Genomic DNA, 17,576 nt, shown 5'->3' with positions numbered 1-17,576 from the left:
CGCTGCGTGACGCTGATACAGGACCCGCTTCCGGCTGCCCCCGGCTACGGCCGCAACTCGCTCGCGGAGGTCATGACCAGTGCCGCGGCCGCGCTGGGCGCCGAGGGCTTCGACAATGAGCTGCAGTTGCCGCAGGCGCGGCGTGTGTGCGTGGTCATGGTGGACGGACTGGGCAAGGCGCTGCTGAAGCAGCGCGGCGGACATGCCCCCTTCCTGCGCCAGGCGATGGACAACTCGCGGACCCTCGGCAGCGCCCTTCCCTCGACGACGGCGGCGTCCCTTGCCAGCCTGGGGACCGGGCTGGCGCCCGGCCTGCACGGCATGGTCGGCTATGACGTCCTGGACCCGGGGCAGGACAAGGTGGTCAACCAGCTCGGAGGCTGGGACCCCGGGGTGGACCCGCAGGTGTGGCAGCCGCATGCCACGGTGTTCGAACGGGTAGCCGGGCAGCTGCCGGTGACCACCGTCAGCCTGCCCCGGTTCGCGGAGTCGGGCATGACCCGGGCGGCACTGCGCGGCAGCAGGTTCGTGCCCGGCGCCACCGGCCATGCCCGGACCCAGGCCACCGCGGAAGCCTTGGCGGCTACGGACCGGGCGTTGGTCTACCTCTATTTCAACGAACTGGACAAGGCGGGCCACCGGTTCGGCGCGGCGTCGGCCCAGTGGGGGCATGCGCTGGAGGAACTTGACTCGGACATGCGCCGCCTGGCCCGACAGCTTCCGGCCGATACGCTGCTGCTGCTGACCGCGGACCACGGCATGCTGGACGTGGCCGAGGAGTTCCGTTTCGACTACTCGGCGGACCCGGCCCTGGTGGCCGGGGTGCGGCACACCGGCGGCGAACCGCGGCTGGTCCACCTCTATTTCGAACCGGACGCCACGGCCGGGCAGCGCGAGCAGGTGGCCCGTGCCTGGCTGGAGCGGTATGGGAAGCAGGCCTGGGTGTTCACCCGGGAAGAGGCGGTCAGCCGCGGGTTCTTCGGTCGGGTGGACCCGCGGGTGTTGCCGCGCATCGGAGACCTGATGGTGGCTGCCCGGGAACCCGTGGCGTTCTACGACACCCGGCGCGTGCCGGAGACCGCGATGTCCGTGGTCGGCCAGCACGGCTCGCTGACGAAGGCGGAGCGGGAAGTGCCCCTGCTGACCCTGGTGGCTCCGGGCAAACGGCGCTAGTCCGCGCCCGCAGGCAACGAGAGGTTGCCGGGCCAGGCAGCCTGGCAGGCCGGGCGCCCAGCCCGGGTCTTCTCTGCAGCCGGCGGCAGATCAGTCGTGCTTGGTGCCGAAGACGATCTCGTCCCAACTGGGCACGCTGGAGCGCTTCGGCTTGATGGAGCGCTTGGGCGGTTCCGGGGCCGGATCCTCCCGCACCGTGTCTTTGGCCCCGGGTTCGGGATCGGCGGCGGTCTCCGCGCCGGCCTGCGCCGTCCGGGCCTTTTCCGCGGCCGCTCCGCTGCTGTTTTCCACGGTTTTCAGCGGTGCCGTGGAAGGACTGACAAACTCAATCCGCTCGTCCGACGGGGCGCCCGTTTCCTGCGCGCCGCCGCCGGTCGCCGGCTCTGCGTCGGCCTCTTCCCCGGTGAGGTCGCCGTCCTGGTCGCGGACGCCGTCCTGGTCGCGGACGCCGTCCTGGTCGCGGACGCCGCCGCCGGTTGCCGCGGCCGGCTCGTCCCGCAGGAAACCGGGCGCGCCGGAGAGCGTGATTTCGTGCGTGTGGGTGCTGATCCCGTGCCCCAATTCCAGCGAAGAGACCGCGCCGTCGTCGTAGGCCGGGGCCAGCGTCAGCGGGAAGCCGGCGCGCGGCCGCGCGCCGGGGTCGTCGCCGGAATCATCCGCGTCCTCGAACGAGTCGCGCGGATGGGCCGCCGGAATCGGACCGTGGGTGAGCATCAAGGCCAGCGCGTCGTCGGCATCTTCGTCCACGCCCAGCCGCTGCCCCCGCCGGGAGCGCAGCACGTCCAGCAGCTCTTCCGACTCGGCGGACTGCCCGTCGTCCTGCCCGCCGTCCTCGTGCCCTGCCGGCCCGAGGTCCGGGTCCGCGCCGGTATCGGCTTCGAAGTCGAAGACATGGTCGGTGACGGCCTTCAGCCGGCGTCCGGGGACCGGGCCGTCCACGGTTTCGAGCTCGCTCAGCTGCTGCGCCCACCGGTTGGCGTTCTGGATGGTGCGGCGGGCCGCATGGAAGACCCAGCGGGCGGGCGGTTCTTCCCCGATGGAGTCGGTGGCGGGAGCCGCCGGCGCGGTGAAGGACGCCACAACTTCCCACGTGCCGTCGCTGCGCCGCCAGGAATCCCAGTTCATCGACTCCGGGTCGATGCCGAAGGCGTGGATCCGGTGGTCCACCATTTCTCCCAGGGTGGCGGGCTCGTCGCCGAAGGCCGACCGGTAGCCGTCGTGGCCGGGCAGCGGGCCGGCGACTTCCACCTTGCGGGCCTGCTCGACGATGTAGTGGCGCTCGGCGAGCACCGGGCTTTCATAGCGCCGGATCCGCTGCAGGTCGAGGCCGGATTCGGCCGCGACCTCCTCGGCCGTGGCGCCCGCTCGGATGCGCGCCTGGATTTCGCGGGGGGACATACCGGCGTCCGACGGTTCGCCGGCCCCGGGAGCGCGCGTTGTTGTCGGTCGGAAGACCGCTGTGCGCAGGGCTTCGTCTATGGCCAGACGGTAGTCGTCCCCACCTGCGCTCAACAGCAGATGTTCGCCATCCTCATGGACACCCACCAGCCGTAGATCCTGCATGAAAACCCTCCACCAGACGACACTTTATGCCTGAAACTCTGCCACCCATACCGGGCTTTTCCTATTGTTTTCGCGGGTGTGGCGCGGAGTTTGTGGCCAAGGTCGCCCCGGCCGGGCGCCGCGTCCGAAGGCGGCCGTGAACGCCCTGCGGCCCCCGGGTTTGGCAGGCGCACCGAAATCGGCAAGAATCTTCGCGTCACGGGCACAAAATCGACGGCGAACGCGTTGAGCCTGTGCACAGATCGTCAGGCACGGGCACGTGTCCCGGAACCGGGGGCCTGACGTGAAACTGGACCGGACCACCGGAGTGGGAGCAAAACAACAATGGCCACTGACTACGACGCCCCGCGGAAGCCTGACGAAGAGACCCACGAGGAGTCCATTGAAGAGCTGAAGTCGCACCGGCGGACCGACACGCAGTCGGCCGTCGTCGACGAGGACGAGGCCGAGGCGGCCGAGGGGTTCGAGTTGCCCGGCGCCGACCTCTCCGGCGAGGAACTGCTGGTCCGCGTACTCCCGGCCCAGCAGGACGAGTTCACCTGTGCTTCCTGCTTCCTGGTCCGCCACCGGTCGCAGGTGGCCAAGGAGAAAGACGGGCTGCTCTACTGCCGGGACTGCGAGGGGTAGCCGCCGGCAACCACGGGACCGGCCCCGCCGGGGGCCCGCCCCGCGGGGCCGCTAGGACGCGTCCGCGGCGGGGCGGTTCAGGGCCGCGGCGAGCTGCTGCGGCCGGCGCGTGGAGGCGATCCAGTAAGGGGTCAGGTCCGTCTCGTCGGTGATTTCGATGGTGACCACCGGATCGATCCAGCCGCGCATGCACATGTACGCGGTGCCGTTCAGCTTGGGGCCGCGCTGCTCGGTGGCAGCCTCGCCGGTGAACGCTTCCACCCGCCCCACGTAGCGGCGCTCGATCTGGGCGCGGCCCACCTGCAGCATGGTGTCGGTGACCAGGATCCGCGGCGTGGAAGCGATCAGCAGGACGGCCAGCAGGATGGCGGCGACGACGGCGCCGATGATGCCCGCGGTCATGCTGATGGGTGCCAGCATGACGATGACCGCCGCGGCGGTGCCGGCGGCGATGAGCCAGACCCAGAAATTGGGCCACAGCCGCTCATCGAAGTGGGTCACGGAGGAAGGACCGCCGGCGGGACCGGAGCCGCCTGCAGGGGTCGCGGGTTGTGTCATGGACTCAGCTTTTCACCTTTTGACAGGCATTTCACCTTGCTCCCGGCGGGCCCCCGGAAGCCCGCCCGCCCGCGGGCGCCACGGTTGAAAACGCGCTAGAGTGATGTGCGGAATATCTCAGCGGGCCCGGCCCTTGGCGGCCGCAGTCTTCCCGCCGCCACATCCGCAATCGCAAGGACAAACGATCACGAGTGCAGCAGACAACTGAAACGCTGACGGTCCAGCTGAAAATGCTCGACGACGGACTGGAACCGCCCGCCTACGCCCACCCGGGGGACGCCGGGGCCGACCTGCGGAGCCGAATCGATTTCCGGATCGCCCCGGGGGAGCGTGTCCTGGTGCCGACGGGCGTGGCGCTGGCGCTGCCGCACGGGTATGTTGCCCTGGTCCACCCACGCTCCGGGCTGGCCGCCAAGCACGGACTGACCATCGTCAACGCCCCCGGCACGGTGGACGCCGGTTACCGGGGCGAGATAGCGGTCACCTTGCTGAATACCGATGCCAGTGAAACGCTCACATTCAAGCGGGGGGACCGGATCGCGCAGCTGGTCATCCAGAAGGTGGAGACGGCCGCGTTCGAACGCGTCGCCGAGCTCCCGGATTCGACGCGGGGGGCCGGCGGATTCGGATCCACCGGAGGGTTCGGCGCCGGTTAGTTCCGCACGCGCGGTGCGGCGGGCACGCACCTGGACGCCTGCCCGCCGCAGGCGGCATCCCCTCGGCGCAGACATTGAGCAACCCGGTGCAGGACCGGAGGAAGAGGAATCTCACGTTATGGCATTTGGGCGTTCCAAGAAGAGGAACCAGAACGACGGCGAAGGGCCGGAAGCCGCCGCGGCCGCACCTGGCGAGGATGCCACGCGGCCGGCGCCGGACAGCGGTCCCCGCCGGAACGGCCCCTACGACGACTCCGAGCAGGACACCGGCAACGGCTACCTGGACCTGGGCGCGCTGAAGGTCCGTCCCCGGGAGGGCCTGCAGCTGCGGCTTGAGGTCGAGGAAAAGTCCAAGCGGGTGGTTGCGGTGACCCTGGACCTGGCCGGTTCCAACTTGCAGCTCCAGGCATTTGCCGCGCCGAAATCCGAGGGGCTGTGGAAGGAAATCCGCACCCAGATCGCGAGTTCCGTGGGGTCACAGGGCGGCACGGTCCAAGAGATCGACGGACCGATGGGCACCGAGGTGGTGGCCAAGCTGCCGGCACAGACCGCCGACGGGAAGCAGGGCTTCCGGGTGGCCCGCTTCCTCGGCGTCGACGGGCCGCGCTGGTTCCTGCGCGGCGTGATCGGGGGACCCGCCGCGCTGGACCGGGCCAAGGCCGCGGACCTCGAGGAACTCTTCCGTTCCACCGTGGTGGTCCGGGGCTCGCAGCCGCTGCCGCCCAAGGATCTGCTGCAGCTCAAGATGCCTAAGGGCGTCCCGGGCCCGCCGCAACCCGAGGCGCCGCGCAACCCCGGACTGACCGCGCCCGAGCGGGGCCCGGAGATCACCGAGATTGGCTGACCGCTCCCGCGTCCATCGCGGCCCTGCGGACAGCCCCATCGCCCGGCTGCCAGAGCGCGGCCACGTCGCCGGAACCGGGTTGGTTGAGGCGATCACCATCGCGCCGCCGGGGCAGCCGCCGCGGTTTGCCGCCGTCGTCACCGACGCGGGCCAGCAGGAGCCGGGCAAGTCCCGTGACGGCGGGCACCCGCGGGTCCGGCTGGTCTGGCTGGGGCAGCGCCGCGTGCCCGGCATCGCGGCGGGCATCCGGTTGGCCTTCGAGGGCATGCTGTTCAGGGTGGAAGGAACTGCCACCATCTACAACCCGCGCTACGAGATCCTCAGCCCGTTGGAGAATTAACCCATGACAGATCAGCAGCCGGACTCCGGTCCGCACAGCGTGCCGCCGGCCGGGGACGGGCAGCCCTCCGGCGCCCGTCCGGAACCCGCGGGAGAACCGGGCAACAGGCGCCCGGACGCGGCCGAGGCGCTTGCCGGCGCCTACGCGGCGAGCGCCGCGGTCCACCGCACCGACGACGGACAGATCGACGTGCTGAAGACCGTGGGCGGCGTCCGCGGGCTGGCCGAGAGCATCCTGCCGGGCGTGATCTTCCTGGTGGTGTTCACCATCGGCCGGGAGCTCGGCCCGGCGCTGATCGGAGCGCTGGCGGCCGCCGCCGTCTTCACCGTGCTGCGCCTGGTGCAGCGGGGCACCGTGACGCAGGCCTTCTCCGGCCTGGTGGGGGTCGCCATCTGCGCCTTCGTCGCCAACAGCACGGGCCGGGCCGAGGACTTCTATGTCTGGGGCTTCATCACGAATGCCGCCTACATTCTGGTCATGCTGGTTTCGGTGGCCGTCAAGTGGCCGGTGCTGGGCCTGATCTTCGGGCTGATCCGCAGCGAGGGAACGGCATGGCGGCAGCAGCCGCAACGGCTGAAGGCGTACACCATGGCCACCTGGATCGTGATGGCGGTGCTCCTGCTGCGGCTTGTGGTGCAGCTTCCCCTCTACCTGATGGGCGAGGACGGCCTGGTGGCGCTGGGCACCACCCGCTTGCTCATGGGCGTGCCGCTGTACGCGCTGGGGCTGTGGCTGGCGTGGCTGGTCTCCCGCCCGGCGTCCGTCGAGGCCGCCCGGGCCGAGTGATCTGGCCCGCCGCCGCCGCGGCCGGCCGGGCCCCGTGACCTAGTCGGCCGCCGCCGCGGCGGCGGGCCGGCCGGTCAGGACCGCACGCAGTTCGTCCTCGGCGGCGATGGTCGTGATGAAGAAGAGCTCGTCGCTGCCTTCCACCACGTCGTCAGGGCTCGGCGTGATCGGCGCGTCGTCGCGCAGGATGGCCACCACCGTGGCATCCTGCGGCCAGGCGATGGAGCCGAGCCGCTGACCGATCAGCGCCGAGTCCGCGGGAACCGTGAACTCGACCATGGACGCGACGCCGCTCTGCAAGGTCAGCAGCCGGACCAGGTCTCCGATCTCCACGGCTTCCTCCACCAGGGCGGTCATCAGGCGCGGGGTGTTCACGGCAACATCCACGCCCCAGGAGTCGTCGAACATCCAGTCGTTCTTGGGGTTGTTCACGCGTCCCACCGTGCGGCCGACGCCGAACTCGCTCTTGGCCAGCAGCGAGACCACCAGGTTGACCTTGTCGTCGCCGGTGGCCGAGACCACCACGTCGGCTTCTTCCAGCCGGGCTTCACGCAGGGTGGTGATCTCGCAGGCGTCGCCGATCAGCCAGCGCGCGCCCTTCAGCCCGCTGCGGCCGATCACCTCGGGCTTCGGATCGATCAGCAGGATGTCGTGGTTGTTCGAGAGCAACTCCCGAGCAATCGACGATCCGACGCTGCCGGCGCCGGCAATGACCACCCTCATTCGGACTCCTCCACGGGGGGCTTGGACAGGATCCTGTCGATTTCGAAGGTCGAATCCACCGCCATCATGGCGTGGACGATGTCGCCCTTTTGGTAGCGGGTGCCGCGGGCGGGCAGGATTCCCTCGCCGAAACGGGTCAGGTAGGCCACCCGGGCGCCGGAGGCGGCTTCGATCTCGGCCAGTTCCCGGCCCACCCAGCCGTCGTCCAGTTGCACCTCACCCAGGATCAGGCGGCCGGAGGCCTCACGGAAGTCGCCCTTGATGCCCTGTTCGGGCAGGATCCGCCGCAGCACCTGATCGGCGCTCCAGCGCACCGCGGCCACCGTGGGGATACCGAGCCGCTGGTAGATCTCGGCGCGGCCGGGATCGTAGATGCGGGCCACCACATGCGGCACGTGGAAGGTTTCGCGGGCCACCCGGGTGGCGAGGATGTTGGAGTTATCGCCGCTGGAAACGGCAGCGAAGGCGTAGGCGTTCTCGATGTCTGCGTGCCGCAGGGTGTCGCGGTCGAATCCGACGCCGGTGACCTTGCGGCCGGTGAACCCCGAGCGCAGCCGGCGGAATGCCCGGTCGTCCTGGTCGATAATGGCCACGCTGTGCCCCGAGTCCTCCAGGGTGTGGGCCAGCGTCACGCCTACGCGCCCGCAGCCCATGATCACAAAGTGCGCCATCCACGTCCTTCCGGCACCCGCTGCAACGCGGGAATCAAATGTACTGCAACCATAACGCTGAACCGGTCCATCGATGCCATGAGCCGGGGTTCGAAACGGCGCCGGCGCCCGCGCGCCGGTCGGGACCGCCTACCCGGCCGCGGGCTCCTGCAGGGCGGCGAGCACGTGCATGTGCTCCCGGTTGGACGGGTAAAGGTGGCTGTAGGTGGCGTAGAGCTTTTCATACAGCGGGGCCGTCGACGGATCGGGACTCACGGTCGCCGCCGTGCGCGCCCAGTTCGTCCCGGCGGGCACGGCCCCGGTGCCGATGGCGGCGAGCAGTGCGTCCCCGTAGCTGGCGCCGATGGCCTGTTCCGGGACCAGCTGTTCGCGCCCGCTGATGTTGCTGACGATTTCCGTCCAGAGCCTGGCCTTGGTGCCGCCGCCGACGGCCACGACGCGCCGGATCGGTTCGCCCGCGTGCTCGAGGTACTCCAGGATCTGCCGGATGCCGAAGCCGATGCCCTCGTAGGCGGCACGGAACAGATGGCCGCGCCCGTGGCGCAGCGACAGGCCGGTGATCAGCCCGCGGGCGTCCGGGTCGAAGACAGGGGTCCGTTCGCCGGCGAAGTAGGGCAGCAGCAGCAGACCGTCGGATCCCGGCGGCACTGTGGCGGCCTCGGTGACGAGCTGCTCGAACGGGACGTCGCCGAACAGCCGCTGCAACCACGTGGTCAGGCTCCCGGACGTGGACATCCCCGCGGCCAAGGTCAGCGACCCCGGCTCCACGCCGGCCGTGGTCCAGAGCTTGGGTTCGGACCGGAACTCCCCGAGGACCTGGACGAAGAACATCGTGGAGCCGTACATCAGCATGAGGTCGCCCGGCTGCCGCACGCCCGCGCTGAAAGCCTCGGCCCAGGCGTCGACGGTGCCCGCGCAGACCGGCACGCCCTCCGGGAGCCCCGTGGCATCGGCCGCCCGGCGGTGGACCCGGCCGCCGACGTCCGACGGCCACGCCAGCCGGGGCTCCGGCAGGTGGCCGGCGACGGCGCCGTACCGGTCCGGATGCCACCGGTTGCCGCGAAGGTCGTAGAGCGGATCGCACTGGCTGGCGGTGTGGTGGTCCAACACCAGCTCGCCGGTCAGCTTGGCCAGGATGAAGGAGTTCAGGCTGTGCCAGTTCCGGGCGCGGGCGAAGACCTCCGGCTCCCGGTTGCGCAGCCAGCGGAGCTTCGGTCCCACGGCCTGGGAGGACAGGACCTTGCCCGCCTCGCGAAAGATTTCCTCGGCACCGAACTCCTCCGTTAATTCGCGGATTTCGACGACGGCGCGCGCGTCGATTCCGTACAGGATCGCCGGCCGCAACGGGACCAGGTTTGCGTCCGTGACCACCAGGGACGGACCCATCGCGCTGACACACACGCCGGCGACGGCCCCGGCGTCGTTCCGGGACATGAGCTCCCGGCACAGCCGGACCACTTCCGCCCACGCCCCGCCCTCGGCGTCAAACTCGGCCCAGCCGGGCCGCGGGTAGCTGACCTCGTGCGCGACCGCGGCGCTGTCCAGCACCCCGCCCCCGGCGTCCGCCAGCACGGCCTTGCTGCTGCCCGTGCCGATGTCGATGCCCAGGAACATGTCGCTCCGGCGGCCGGCCACTAGGCGCGGCCGTGCGAGGTGCGGGACTTGCGGGAGACGGCGTCGAGGATCACGGCCAGCAGCAGCACCAGGCCGGTGATCATGTACCGGAACGAGGACTCAAGGTTCAGCAGGGTGAGGCCGCTGGAGATGGACTGGATGACCAGGATGCCCAGGAGGGCCGAGAAGGCCGAGCCGCGGCCGCCGAACAGGCTGGTCCCGCCGATCACCGCGGCGGCGATGGCGTTCAGGTTCACGTCCCCGGTGCCGCTGCTCTGCGCCGAGGCGGCCAGCCGGCCGGCGGCCAGCATGCCGCCGACGGCGGCGAACGTCGAGCACAGGACGAAGATGGACACGTAGACGCGGTTGACGGCGATGCCGGCCCGCCGCGCCGCTTCCCGGTTGCCGCCGACGGCGTAGACGGAGCGGCCCCACTGGGTCCGGGTGAAGGCGTAGTGCATCACCAGCACCAGGGCGGCGAAGAAGACGAACATCCAGCCGACGCCGCGGGCCTGGTTCAGGTACCAGACCGCGAACAGCAGGATCACGGCCAGCAGGATGGTCTGCATCACGACCAGCCGCATCGGGCGCCCGGACAGGCCCGCCTTGACCCGCTGGCGGGAGAGCGTGAGCTGGCTGAGGAAGAAGCCGGCCACGCCGACGACCGCCAGTACGTACGACAGCCAGCCCGGCACGAACGCCTGCTGGCCGAACCAGACGAGGAAGGAATCGAACGGCAGGTTGATGGTGCCCTCGACCCCGAGCACGAACAGTTGCAGTCCGAGGAAACCGAGCAGGCCGGCCAGCGTGATCACGAAGGACGGGACCCCGAACCTGGTGTAGACCAGCGAATAGACCAGCCCGATCACGGCGCCGGCCGCCATCGCGGTCAGGATCGCCAGCCCAATCGGCCAGTCCTGCTTGATGAAGGTGACGCCGACGATCGCGGCGGACAGGCCGCTGACGGAGCCGACGGACAAATCGATTTCGCCGACCAGCAGGACGCAGACGATGCCCAACGCGATGACCCCGACGGCGGCGCTTTCCAGCAGCAGGTTGACCAGGTTGGCGCTGGAGAGGAAGAACGGGTTGAGCACCTGGAAGATGGACCAGATGACCAGCAGCCCGACGACGATGGGCAGCACGCCCAGGTCGCCGCCGCGGACCCGGTTGATCCCGACCTTGACGGCGCCCTTGAAGCCCTCGGTCCGGATCAGCCGTTCGTCCTGCAGGTCGGTGGCCACCGGGATGACCGGGGCGGCTGGATTCGTTGTCATGGTGCGGTCCCTTCTTCCGGTGCTCCTGCCCCCGACCCCTGTCGGCCCGCGCTTCCGGCGGCCTGGCCGGGCGGGAGCGAGCCTCCGCCCGGTCCGCCCAGCCCGGCCCCCTCGGCCCCGCCGTTCGTTCCTGCCGCGCCGCCCGCCGCCGCTGCCCCGGTCTGGGCGGCGCGCTGGGTCACGACGTTGTCCGTGGCTCCGGTGATGGCGGCGATCAGGTCGTCGGTCGAGACGTCCTTCATCCGGAACGTGCCGTTGTTCTTCCCCAGCCGCAGCACCGCGACACGGTCGGAGACGGCTTTGACGTCTTGCATGCTGTGGCTGATCATGATCACCGCGAGGCCGTTTTCGCGCAGCCGCTCCACCAGGTTCAGCACCTCGGCCGTCTGCGCCACGCCGAGGGCTGCGGTGGGCTCGTCGAGGATGATGAGCTTGGGGCTGCCGAGCAGCGACCGGGCGATGGCGACGGTCTGGCGCTGGCCGCCGGAGAGGGAGGCAACCGCGATGCGGACCGAGGGGATCTTCGCCGAGAGTTGGCGCAGCAGCTTCCACGACTGGACCTCCATCTCCACTTCGTTCAGCCGCCAGGCGCCCAGCTCCCGGCCGAGGAAGAGGTTGTCTACCACGCTGAGGTTGTCGCAGAGGGCGAGGTCCTGGAATACCGTGGCGATGCCCAGCTGAATGGAATCCACCGGCGTGTGGATCGTCACGTCCTGGCCGTCGAAGTTCACGGTACCGGCGTCCTGGGGATGCACGCCCGCGAGGATCTTGACCAGCGTCGACTTCCCGGCGCCGTTGTCGCCGACGAGGGCGACCACTTCGCCGGCGTGGACGTCCAGGTCGATGTCGGTCAAGGCGGCCACGGCACCGAAGTGCTTGCTCACGCCCCGCATGGACAGGACCGGGGCGGTAGCCTCCGGCCGTTCCGCTGACACAGTGGACACTGCTTCCCCTTCCCTTACGACGGCAGTGCCGCGGTGGGCGCGGCACAGCCGTCCGCGGCTGCGCTACTTGATGCCGAGTTCGTCGCAGCCCGCCTTGTACTCGCCGGTGCAGATTTCTTCAGGCTTGTAGATGCCGCCGTCGAAAATCACTTCCTTGACGTTCTCCTTGGTGACCACCGTCGGCACGAACAGCGCTGACGGGGTGTTAAAGAGCGTCGCGTCGGGTTCGGGGGTCTCGCCGTTGAGCAGCTGGACCGCCACCTCTGCCGACTTTTCGGCGACTATCTTGATGGGCTTGGAGATCGTGTTGTACTGGTCGCCCTTGATGATCCGCTGGATCGCGGCGACCTCCGCGTCGTTGCCGGTAACCGGCGGGAACGGCGAGACACCGGCGGCCTTCAGGGCGGCGATGGAGCCGCCGGCCGTGCCGTCGTTGGCGGCCACGATGCCGGTGATGTCTTCACCGAACTGGGTGATCTGGCCGGCCACCCAGTCCTGGGCCTTCGACGGCTGCCACTCCGGGGTGTCATACGAGGCCAGGATTTTATGCTCGCTGGCCTCGACCGCTTCCGTCGCGCCCTCCTTGATCAGCTGCGCGGCCCGGTCCGTGGGGGAGCCGTTGACCATCAGCACCCCTCCGGTCTCTTCGCCGTCGGCGTCCAGCTTCTTGACCAGGTCCTCGGCGATGAGGCTGCCGATCTTCTTGTTGTCGAAGGAGACGTAGAAGTCCGCCGGCGTGTCCGGGACCGGCCGGTCGTAGGTGACAACCTTGATGCCCTGGCCCTTCGCGGTGTTGACCAGCGAGGCGGCAGCGGTGCTGTCCACCGGGTCCAGGACCAGGACCTCGACGCCCTGGGTGATCATCGCGTTGGCCTGCTGCTGCTGCTTGTTCGCGTCGCCGTCGGCGTTCTGGTACAGCACCTCGCAGCCGCCGCACAGTTCTTCGACCTTGGCCTTGAACAGCGGGCTGTCCTGCTGCTCGTAGCGGGTCGAAGCACGGTCCGGCATCAGGAACGCGATCTTGCCCTCGGCCTGGCCGCCGCCACCGCCTGCTGTCCCGCCGCCGCCGCCTCCGGCACCGCCGCCTTCACCGCCGCCGCCGCCACCGCAAGCAGTCATGCCGGCTGCAAGAACGAGGGCCGTGGTGAGGCCCATGATTCCCCGTGTGTTCTTCTTGTTCATCGGAACTCCTCTTACTGGGGGCGTGCCGCGTTGCCGTTCGTGCGTTCCGGCGTCCGCGGTCAGAGCCGCTGGGGGTAGATCATCGCCTTGAGCGATTCGGGTTCGGTGGAGGTGTTTTCCAGGGCGGCCGCGGTCTGCGGCAGGGCAAAGCTGTGCGTTACCAGTCCCTCCAGGTTGATCCGGCCGGAGGACACCAGGTCAATGCCCAGCGGCCAGGTGTTGTTGTACCGGTTCACCATCGAGATGGTGATCTCCTTCCAATTGAGCGTGGACAGGGGCAGCGGCACCTCGTCGGCCTTGGCCAGGCCGATGACGGCTGCCCGCCCGGCCTCGCGCAACCGGCCGAGCCCGGAGGCGAGGACGCCGCCGGCGCCCGAGCATTCCAGCAGCACGTCAAAGGTTTGCGCCGCGGGCGCGTCGCTCTTCTCCACCGCGAAGCCGTGGTCGCGGGCCACGCCGAGCCGGTACTCGGAGATGTCCGTGACCGTGACGCTTCCCGCGCCGAGGGCCCGCGCCGCCTCGGCGGCAAGCAGGCCCACCGGTCCGGCGCCGGTGATCAGCACGTCGTCGCCGGCCTGGAGGTTCGCCCGCCGGCAGCCCCACAACCCCACGGACAGCGGCTCGAGCAGCGCGCCGTCTTCGTAGCTCATCGAATCCGGGATCGGGAAGTAGCAGCGGGCGTCCATGGCCAGGTACTGCAGCAGTGCGCCGTCGTAGGGCGGGGTGGCCAAAAATTCGAGGTTCGGGCAGAGGTGGTAGCGCCCCGCCCGGCACTCTTCGCAGCTGCGGTCCGGCGTCCCCGGCTCGACGGCCACCCGGTCTCCGACGCGCACGTTGCCGACGCCTTCGCCGACGGCGACCACCTCGCCGGAGACCTCGTGGCCCAGGATGAACGGGCCGTCAACGACGAAGGGGCCGATCTTCCCGTAGCGGTAATAGGCGACGTCGGAGCCGCAGACCCCCACGGCTTCCACCCGGATCACGGCCTGGCCCCGGCCCGGCTCGGGCATCGGGCGCTCCTGCATCTCGATGCTGCTCAGGCCGGTCATCACGGCGGCGGCATTGCCCATCTAAGACTCCTTAGCGAGCAGTCACTGGGTCAAACGGCCCCGGACCCCTGAATGTGATACAACGCACATTCATACGCATATGCTAACCCCGGCGGACGTGCCGCCGCTATGAAAGTGCGGGTCGGAGGCCCCCTGGCCCCGTAAATTCCGGCCGGCAGTCTAGACTCTAAGCCGTGAAGATCCGGACCCACTGGCTGCATGTGCCACCGAGGGAAACGTGCTGACATTCCTCGATGCCCTCAAGCGGGTCCTGGTGGGCAAGCCGTTCCGCAGCGAGCGGCTGAAGCAGGATGCGCTGCCGCGGCGCCTGGCGGTTCCGGTCTTCTCAGCCAACGCGCTCTCCTCGGTGGCCTACGCCCCGGACGAGATCCTGCTCACGCTGGCACTGGCGGGCGTCGCGGCGATCGCCCTGTCGCCCTGGGTCGGACTGGCGGTCATGGTGGTGCTGCTGGTCCTGGTGGCTTCCTACCGGCAAAGCATCCACGCGTATCCGTCCGGCGGCGACTATGCGATCGCCACCAGGAACCTGGGCAAGCCGGCGGGCATCACGGTGGGCTCCGCGCTGATGCTGGACTACGTGCTCACCGTCGCGGTGTCCATGTCTTCGGCGGCCCACTACCTCGTGTCCGCCGTTCCGGCGCTCAAGGGCTGGCAGCCCGGAGCGGCCGTCGCCGGCATCGCGATCCTCGCCCTGCTCCATCTGCGCGGGCTGGGACGCGGGCGCCTGACCGTGGCGATCGCCACCTATGTCTTTGTGGGCACCGTGCTGCTGATGTGCCTGGCCGGATTTGTCCTTGACCTCACCGGAAACCTGGGCGAGGCACCCAGCGCTGCGTTCGACGTCGTGCCGGAACCCGGCCTGGAGGCGGGCCTGACCGGGCTGGCCGGCGCACTGCTGGTACTGCGGGCCTTCTCCACGGGCGCCGCGGCACTCACCGGCTTGGAGACACCGGCCAGCAATGTGCCGGCCTTCGAGAAGCCGCGCGCCAGGAACGCCGGCTTTGCGCTGCTGATGCTGGGCATCTCCGCAACCGGGATCACCATGGCGGTGATGTACCTGGCCCGGGCCACGGAGGTGCGGGTGGTGCAGGTCCCGGCCGACCAGCTGCGGCTGGACGGAGGGCCGCTGCCGGCGGGCTATTTCCAGTCCCCGGTGCTCAGCCAGCTGGCGGAGACGGTTTTCGGCGGCGGCGCCCCGCTCTTCTACCTGACGGTCGCGGCCACCGCAGCAATCCTGGTGCTGGCCAGCCATTCGGCGTTCAACGCCTTCCCGCAGCTGGCATCGATCCTCGCCACCGACGGCTTCCTGCCCCGCCAGCTGCGAACCCGCGGGGACCGGCTCAGCTACAGCAACGGTGTGCTCGCACTGGCGGCCGCGGCCGTGGTGCTGGTGCTGATGTTCAACGCGGACGTCACCCGGCTGATCCCGCTCTACGTCATCGGCGTGATCGTTTCCTTCACCTGCAGCCAGCTGGGCATGATCCGGCACTGGTCCCGCGAAATACGGGCCACGCCGCACCGCCCGGTGCGGCGCCGGATGCTGCGCTCGCGGTTCATTAACATGGTCGGTTTCATCCTGACCGTGACCGTGCTGGTGGTGGTATTGGTCAGCAAGTTCGTTTTCGGAGCCTGGCTGGCCGTGCTCGGCATCATCCTGCTCGGGCTGGTCATGCACAGCATCAACCGCCATTACGTCCAGGTCGCCCGCGAGCTCGCGATCGACCCGGACCAACCGACCACCGCGCTGCCGTCCCGGGTACACGCAGTCATCCTGGTCTCGCACGTACGCAAACCGACGCTCCGGGCGCTTGCCTTCGCCCGGGCCTCGCGGCCGTCCCGGCTCGACGCCGTGGTGGTGGACCTGGACCGGGAACAGACCGAGCAGACCCTGCGCGACTGGGAGAAGCTCAACATCCCGGTTCCGATCACGGTGCTCGCTTCCCCGTACCGCGAGACCACCACGCCGATCATCGACTACATCAAGAGCATCCGCCGGGACTCGCCCCGCGAACTGGTGGTGGTCTACATCCCCGAATACGTGGTGGGACGCTGGTGGGAGCAGCTGGTGCACAACCAGACCGCGCTGCGCATCAAGACCCGCCTGCACTTCGAGCCCGGCGTCATGGTGGCCAGCGTGCCGTGGCAACTGGCCTCCTCCGATTCCGTCCGCCGCTACCAGGAGCTTTCATGACCGACCCCGCACCGCAACTGATCGAGCTGACCGTCGGCGCTCCGGCGCACGGAGGCCACTTCGTCGCGCGGCACGACGGCCGGGTGGTGTTCGTACGGCACGCTCTGCCCGGGGAGCGGGTCCTGGCACGCGTCACCGAGGGCGGACCGGACGCGGGATTCTGGCGGGCGGACACCGTCCAGGTGCTGGAAGCATCCCCGGACCGGGTGGAGCATCCCTGGGCGCCCGCGGACGCGTTGGCCGCGGCCGAAGCCGGCCGGCCGGCCGTGGGCGGCGCCGAGTTCGGCCACATCGGGCTAAACGCCCAGCGCCGGCTGAAGGGCCTGATCTTCGCCGAACAGCTGCAACGGCTGGCCAAGCTGGAACGGCAGGTCACCGTGGAAGCCCCCGCGGGGGAGTACGACGACGGGCTCGGCTGGCGCACGCGCGCCGCGTTCGGCGTGGGGTCCGACGGGCGCCTCGCCATGCACGCGCACCGGTCCGACGAGCTGATACCCGTCGAGGCGATGCCGCTGGCCGCGGACGGGGTCAACGACCTGCGGTTGTGGGAGTTGGATCTCTCCGGGCTGGAGCGGGTGGAGGTGGCAGCGCCCGCCGATGGGAGTACGCCGCTGGTGCTGTTGGTGCCGGGCGCGGGGACAACGCCCAAACGGTTGGCGAAGATCGCCGACCGGATCGAACCCGGCGTTTCGGTTGCCGCGTGGGAGCCCGTGCCCGGGCGGCTCACCCGGGTGCGGGGACGCACGTGGGTATCCGAAACCAACGGGCGGCACGAGTACCGCGTGACGGGAGACGGCTTCTGGCAGATTCACCGGCTGGCGCCGGCCACGTTGACTGCCGCCGTCCTCGACGGTGTTGCGCCCCGGGCGGGGGAGAGGGTGGCCGACCTCTATGCGGGTGCCGGACTTTTCACGGCGCCCTTGGCGGATGCCGTCGGGGTGACCGGCAACGTTCTCTCCGTCGAGGGCTCGCCGGCGGCCAGCAAAGACGCCCGCAAGAACCTGCACGGTTTCGGGCAGGTCGAGATCGTCCAGGGCAAGGTCGAGCGGGTGCTGCGCTCGCAGCCCGAAGAGATGGACGCCGTCGTCCTTGACCCGCCCCGCGCGGGCGCCGGAAAAGCCGTGGTGCAGGCGGTGGCCGCCCGAAACCCGCGGGCGGTCGGCTATGTGTCCTGTGACCCGGCGTCCTTCGCCCGGGACCTGGGCTACTTCCTGCAGCTGGGCTGGAACCTCGACTCGCTGCGCGTGTTCGACCTGTACCCGCATACCCACCACATGGAGTCCTTCGCCGTGCTCACCCCGGGGCGCCGCTGAGCGGGAGTGCGCAAATCCCGGCTGTGAGGCAGGCCACAGGCGGC

General features: G+C 69.8%; 17 protein-coding genes. 8 read left to right on the top strand and 9 right to left on the bottom strand.

What is annotated here, in order from left to right; all coding sequences use genetic code 11:
* Nucleotides 1-72: 72 nt before the first annotated feature.
* Nucleotides 73-1,173: an alkaline phosphatase family protein gene (locus tag AC5RTY_RS07650; protein ID WP_494001243.1), complete on the top strand. Its 1,101-nt coding sequence runs from the start codon at nt 73-75 to the stop codon at nt 1,171-1,173.
* A gap of 90 nt (nt 1,174-1,263) precedes the next feature.
* On the opposite strand, the gene sepH is transcribed toward AC5RTY_RS07650, so the two are convergent.
* On the bottom strand, nt 1,264-2,736 hold the full coding sequence (gene sepH / locus AC5RTY_RS07645; RefSeq protein WP_494139311.1) for a septation protein SepH: 1,473 nt from the start codon (nt 2,734-2,736) through the stop codon (nt 1,264-1,266).
* Nucleotides 2,737-3,060: 324 nt separating this feature from the next.
* Here sepH and AC5RTY_RS07640 point away from each other — a divergent pair, with 324 nt between their 5' ends.
* Nucleotides 3,061-3,363: a DUF4193 domain-containing protein gene (locus tag AC5RTY_RS07640; RefSeq protein WP_493987423.1), complete on the top strand. Its 303-nt coding sequence runs from the start codon at nt 3,061-3,063 to the stop codon at nt 3,361-3,363.
* Nucleotides 3,364-3,414: 51 nt separating this feature from the next.
* Here AC5RTY_RS07640 and AC5RTY_RS07635 read toward each other — a convergent pair whose 3' ends face one another.
* Nucleotides 3,415-3,921, bottom strand: a complete 507-nt coding sequence (locus AC5RTY_RS07635; RefSeq protein WP_493999513.1) for a DUF3093 domain-containing protein — start codon at nt 3,919-3,921, stop codon at nt 3,415-3,417.
* 191 nt (nt 3,922-4,112) lie between these two features.
* On the opposite strand from AC5RTY_RS07635, the gene dut reads away from it, so the two are divergent.
* The 4 genes from dut (at nt 4,113) to AC5RTY_RS07615 (ending at nt 6,547) form a co-directional block, all read left to right on the top strand.
* Nucleotides 4,113-4,577, top strand: coding sequence for a dUTP diphosphatase (dut, locus tag AC5RTY_RS07630; RefSeq protein WP_493999514.1), 465 nt, complete (start codon nt 4,113-4,115; stop codon nt 4,575-4,577).
* Nucleotides 4,578-4,695: 118 nt separating this feature from the next.
* Nucleotides 4,696-5,421 carry a DUF3710 domain-containing protein gene (locus AC5RTY_RS07625; RefSeq protein ID WP_493999515.1) on the top strand — a complete coding sequence of 242 codons (726 nt, stop codon included), beginning with the start codon at nt 4,696-4,698 and terminating at the stop codon, nt 5,419-5,421.
* Nucleotides 5,414-5,761: a hypothetical protein gene (locus tag AC5RTY_RS07620; RefSeq protein ID WP_493999516.1), complete on the top strand. Its 348-nt coding sequence runs from the start codon at nt 5,414-5,416 to the stop codon at nt 5,759-5,761. Before AC5RTY_RS07625 ends, AC5RTY_RS07620 begins: the two co-directional genes overlap by 8 nt.
* Before the next feature lie 3 nt (nt 5,762-5,764).
* Nucleotides 5,765-6,547 (top strand): DUF3159 domain-containing protein, encoded by a 783-nt coding sequence (locus AC5RTY_RS07615; protein WP_493999517.1) that lies wholly within the window; start codon nt 5,765-5,767, stop codon nt 6,545-6,547.
* Between the two features lie 39 nt (nt 6,548-6,586).
* Here the strand turns inward: AC5RTY_RS07615 and AC5RTY_RS07610 are convergent, their stop codons facing one another.
* The 7 genes from AC5RTY_RS07610 to AC5RTY_RS07580 all read right to left on the bottom strand — a co-directional run bounded on the left by AC5RTY_RS07610 (nt 6,587) and on the right by AC5RTY_RS07580 (nt 14,028).
* Nucleotides 6,587-7,270 carry a potassium channel family protein gene (locus AC5RTY_RS07610; RefSeq protein WP_493999518.1) on the bottom strand — a complete coding sequence of 228 codons (684 nt, stop codon included), beginning with the start codon at nt 7,268-7,270 and terminating at the stop codon, nt 6,587-6,589.
* The gene (locus tag AC5RTY_RS07605) at nt 7,267-7,941 is read right to left on the bottom strand and encodes a potassium channel family protein (protein ID WP_493977903.1); all 675 of its coding nucleotides are present in this window, start codon (nt 7,939-7,941) and stop codon (nt 7,267-7,269) included. The genes AC5RTY_RS07610 and AC5RTY_RS07605 overlap by 4 nt, the downstream gene beginning before the upstream one ends.
* A gap of 129 nt (nt 7,942-8,070) precedes the next feature.
* Complete coding sequence (locus tag AC5RTY_RS07600; RefSeq protein ID WP_494139310.1) at nt 8,071-9,576, bottom strand: FGGY-family carbohydrate kinase; 1,506 nt, start codon at nt 9,574-9,576, stop codon at nt 8,071-8,073.
* Nucleotides 9,576-10,832 carry a sugar ABC transporter permease gene (locus AC5RTY_RS07595; RefSeq protein WP_493999520.1) on the bottom strand — a complete coding sequence of 419 codons (1,257 nt, stop codon included), beginning with the start codon at nt 10,830-10,832 and terminating at the stop codon, nt 9,576-9,578. The genes AC5RTY_RS07600 and AC5RTY_RS07595 overlap by 1 nt, the downstream gene beginning before the upstream one ends.
* The gene (locus AC5RTY_RS07590; protein WP_494139350.1) at nt 10,829-11,725 is read right to left on the bottom strand and encodes an ATP-binding cassette domain-containing protein; all 897 of its coding nucleotides are present in this window, start codon (nt 11,723-11,725) and stop codon (nt 10,829-10,831) included. The genes AC5RTY_RS07595 and AC5RTY_RS07590 overlap by 4 nt, the downstream gene beginning before the upstream one ends.
* Before the next feature lie 114 nt (nt 11,726-11,839).
* Nucleotides 11,840-12,958 carry an ABC transporter substrate-binding protein gene (locus tag AC5RTY_RS07585; protein WP_493999521.1) on the bottom strand — a complete coding sequence of 373 codons (1,119 nt, stop codon included), beginning with the start codon at nt 12,956-12,958 and terminating at the stop codon, nt 11,840-11,842.
* A 59-nt stretch (nt 12,959-13,017) separates the two neighbouring features.
* Nucleotides 13,018-14,028: an NAD(P)-dependent alcohol dehydrogenase gene (locus AC5RTY_RS07580; protein WP_493999522.1), complete on the bottom strand. Its 1,011-nt coding sequence runs from the start codon at nt 14,026-14,028 to the stop codon at nt 13,018-13,020.
* 217 nt (nt 14,029-14,245) lie between these two features.
* Between AC5RTY_RS07580 and AC5RTY_RS07575 the strand changes: the two genes are divergently transcribed.
* Both AC5RTY_RS07575 and AC5RTY_RS07570 read left to right on the top strand, forming a co-directional pair.
* A complete protein-coding gene (locus AC5RTY_RS07575) occupies nt 14,246-16,219 on the top strand; it encodes an APC family permease (protein WP_494139309.1) in 1,974 nt (657 codons plus the stop codon).
* Nucleotides 16,216-17,532 (top strand): class I SAM-dependent RNA methyltransferase, encoded by a 1,317-nt coding sequence (locus tag AC5RTY_RS07570; RefSeq protein WP_494139308.1) that lies wholly within the window; start codon nt 16,216-16,218, stop codon nt 17,530-17,532. Before AC5RTY_RS07575 ends, AC5RTY_RS07570 begins: the two co-directional genes overlap by 4 nt.
* Nucleotides 17,533-17,576: the final 44 nt, after the last annotated feature.

Source organism: Arthrobacter sp. Y3224055, assembly GCF_059090825.1.
Note: the sequence above shows the minus strand (reverse complement) of the source record. Positions and strands in the feature narration are given on the sequence as shown.

What these genes read in the sequence shown, in the direction of transcription:
- AC5RTY_RS07650 (WP_494001243.1), top strand. Translation starts at nt 73, where the DNA reads ATGACCAGTGCCGCGGCCGCGCTGGGCGCCGAGGGCTTCGACAATGAG.
- sepH (WP_494139311.1), bottom strand. Translation starts at nt 2,736, where the DNA reads ATGCAGGATCTACGGCTGGTGGGTGTCCATGAGGATGGCGAACATCTG.
- AC5RTY_RS07640 (WP_493987423.1), top strand. Translation starts at nt 3,061, where the DNA reads ATGGCCACTGACTACGACGCCCCGCGGAAGCCTGACGAAGAGACCCAC.
- AC5RTY_RS07635 (WP_493999513.1), bottom strand. Translation starts at nt 3,921, where the DNA reads ATGACACAACCCGCGACCCCTGCAGGCGGCTCCGGTCCCGCCGGCGGT.
- AC5RTY_RS07625 (WP_493999515.1), top strand. Translation starts at nt 4,696, where the DNA reads ATGGCATTTGGGCGTTCCAAGAAGAGGAACCAGAACGACGGCGAAGGG.
- AC5RTY_RS07615 (WP_493999517.1), top strand. Translation starts at nt 5,765, where the DNA reads ATGACAGATCAGCAGCCGGACTCCGGTCCGCACAGCGTGCCGCCGGCC.
- AC5RTY_RS07610 (WP_493999518.1), bottom strand. Translation starts at nt 7,270, where the DNA reads ATGAGGGTGGTCATTGCCGGCGCCGGCAGCGTCGGATCGTCGATTGCT.
- AC5RTY_RS07605 (WP_493977903.1), bottom strand. Translation starts at nt 7,941, where the DNA reads ATGGCGCACTTTGTGATCATGGGCTGCGGGCGCGTAGGCGTGACGCTG.
- AC5RTY_RS07595 (WP_493999520.1), bottom strand. Translation starts at nt 10,832, where the DNA reads ATGACAACGAATCCAGCCGCCCCGGTCATCCCGGTGGCCACCGACCTG.
- AC5RTY_RS07590 (WP_494139350.1), bottom strand. Translation starts at nt 11,725, where the DNA reads ATGCGGGGCGTGAGCAAGCACTTCGGTGCCGTGGCCGCCTTGACCGAC.
- AC5RTY_RS07585 (WP_493999521.1), bottom strand. Translation starts at nt 12,958, where the DNA reads ATGAACAAGAAGAACACACGGGGAATCATGGGCCTCACCACGGCCCTC.
- AC5RTY_RS07580 (WP_493999522.1), bottom strand. Translation starts at nt 14,028, where the DNA reads ATGGGCAATGCCGCCGCCGTGATGACCGGCCTGAGCAGCATCGAGATG.
- AC5RTY_RS07570 (WP_494139308.1), top strand. Translation starts at nt 16,216, where the DNA reads ATGACCGACCCCGCACCGCAACTGATCGAGCTGACCGTCGGCGCTCCG.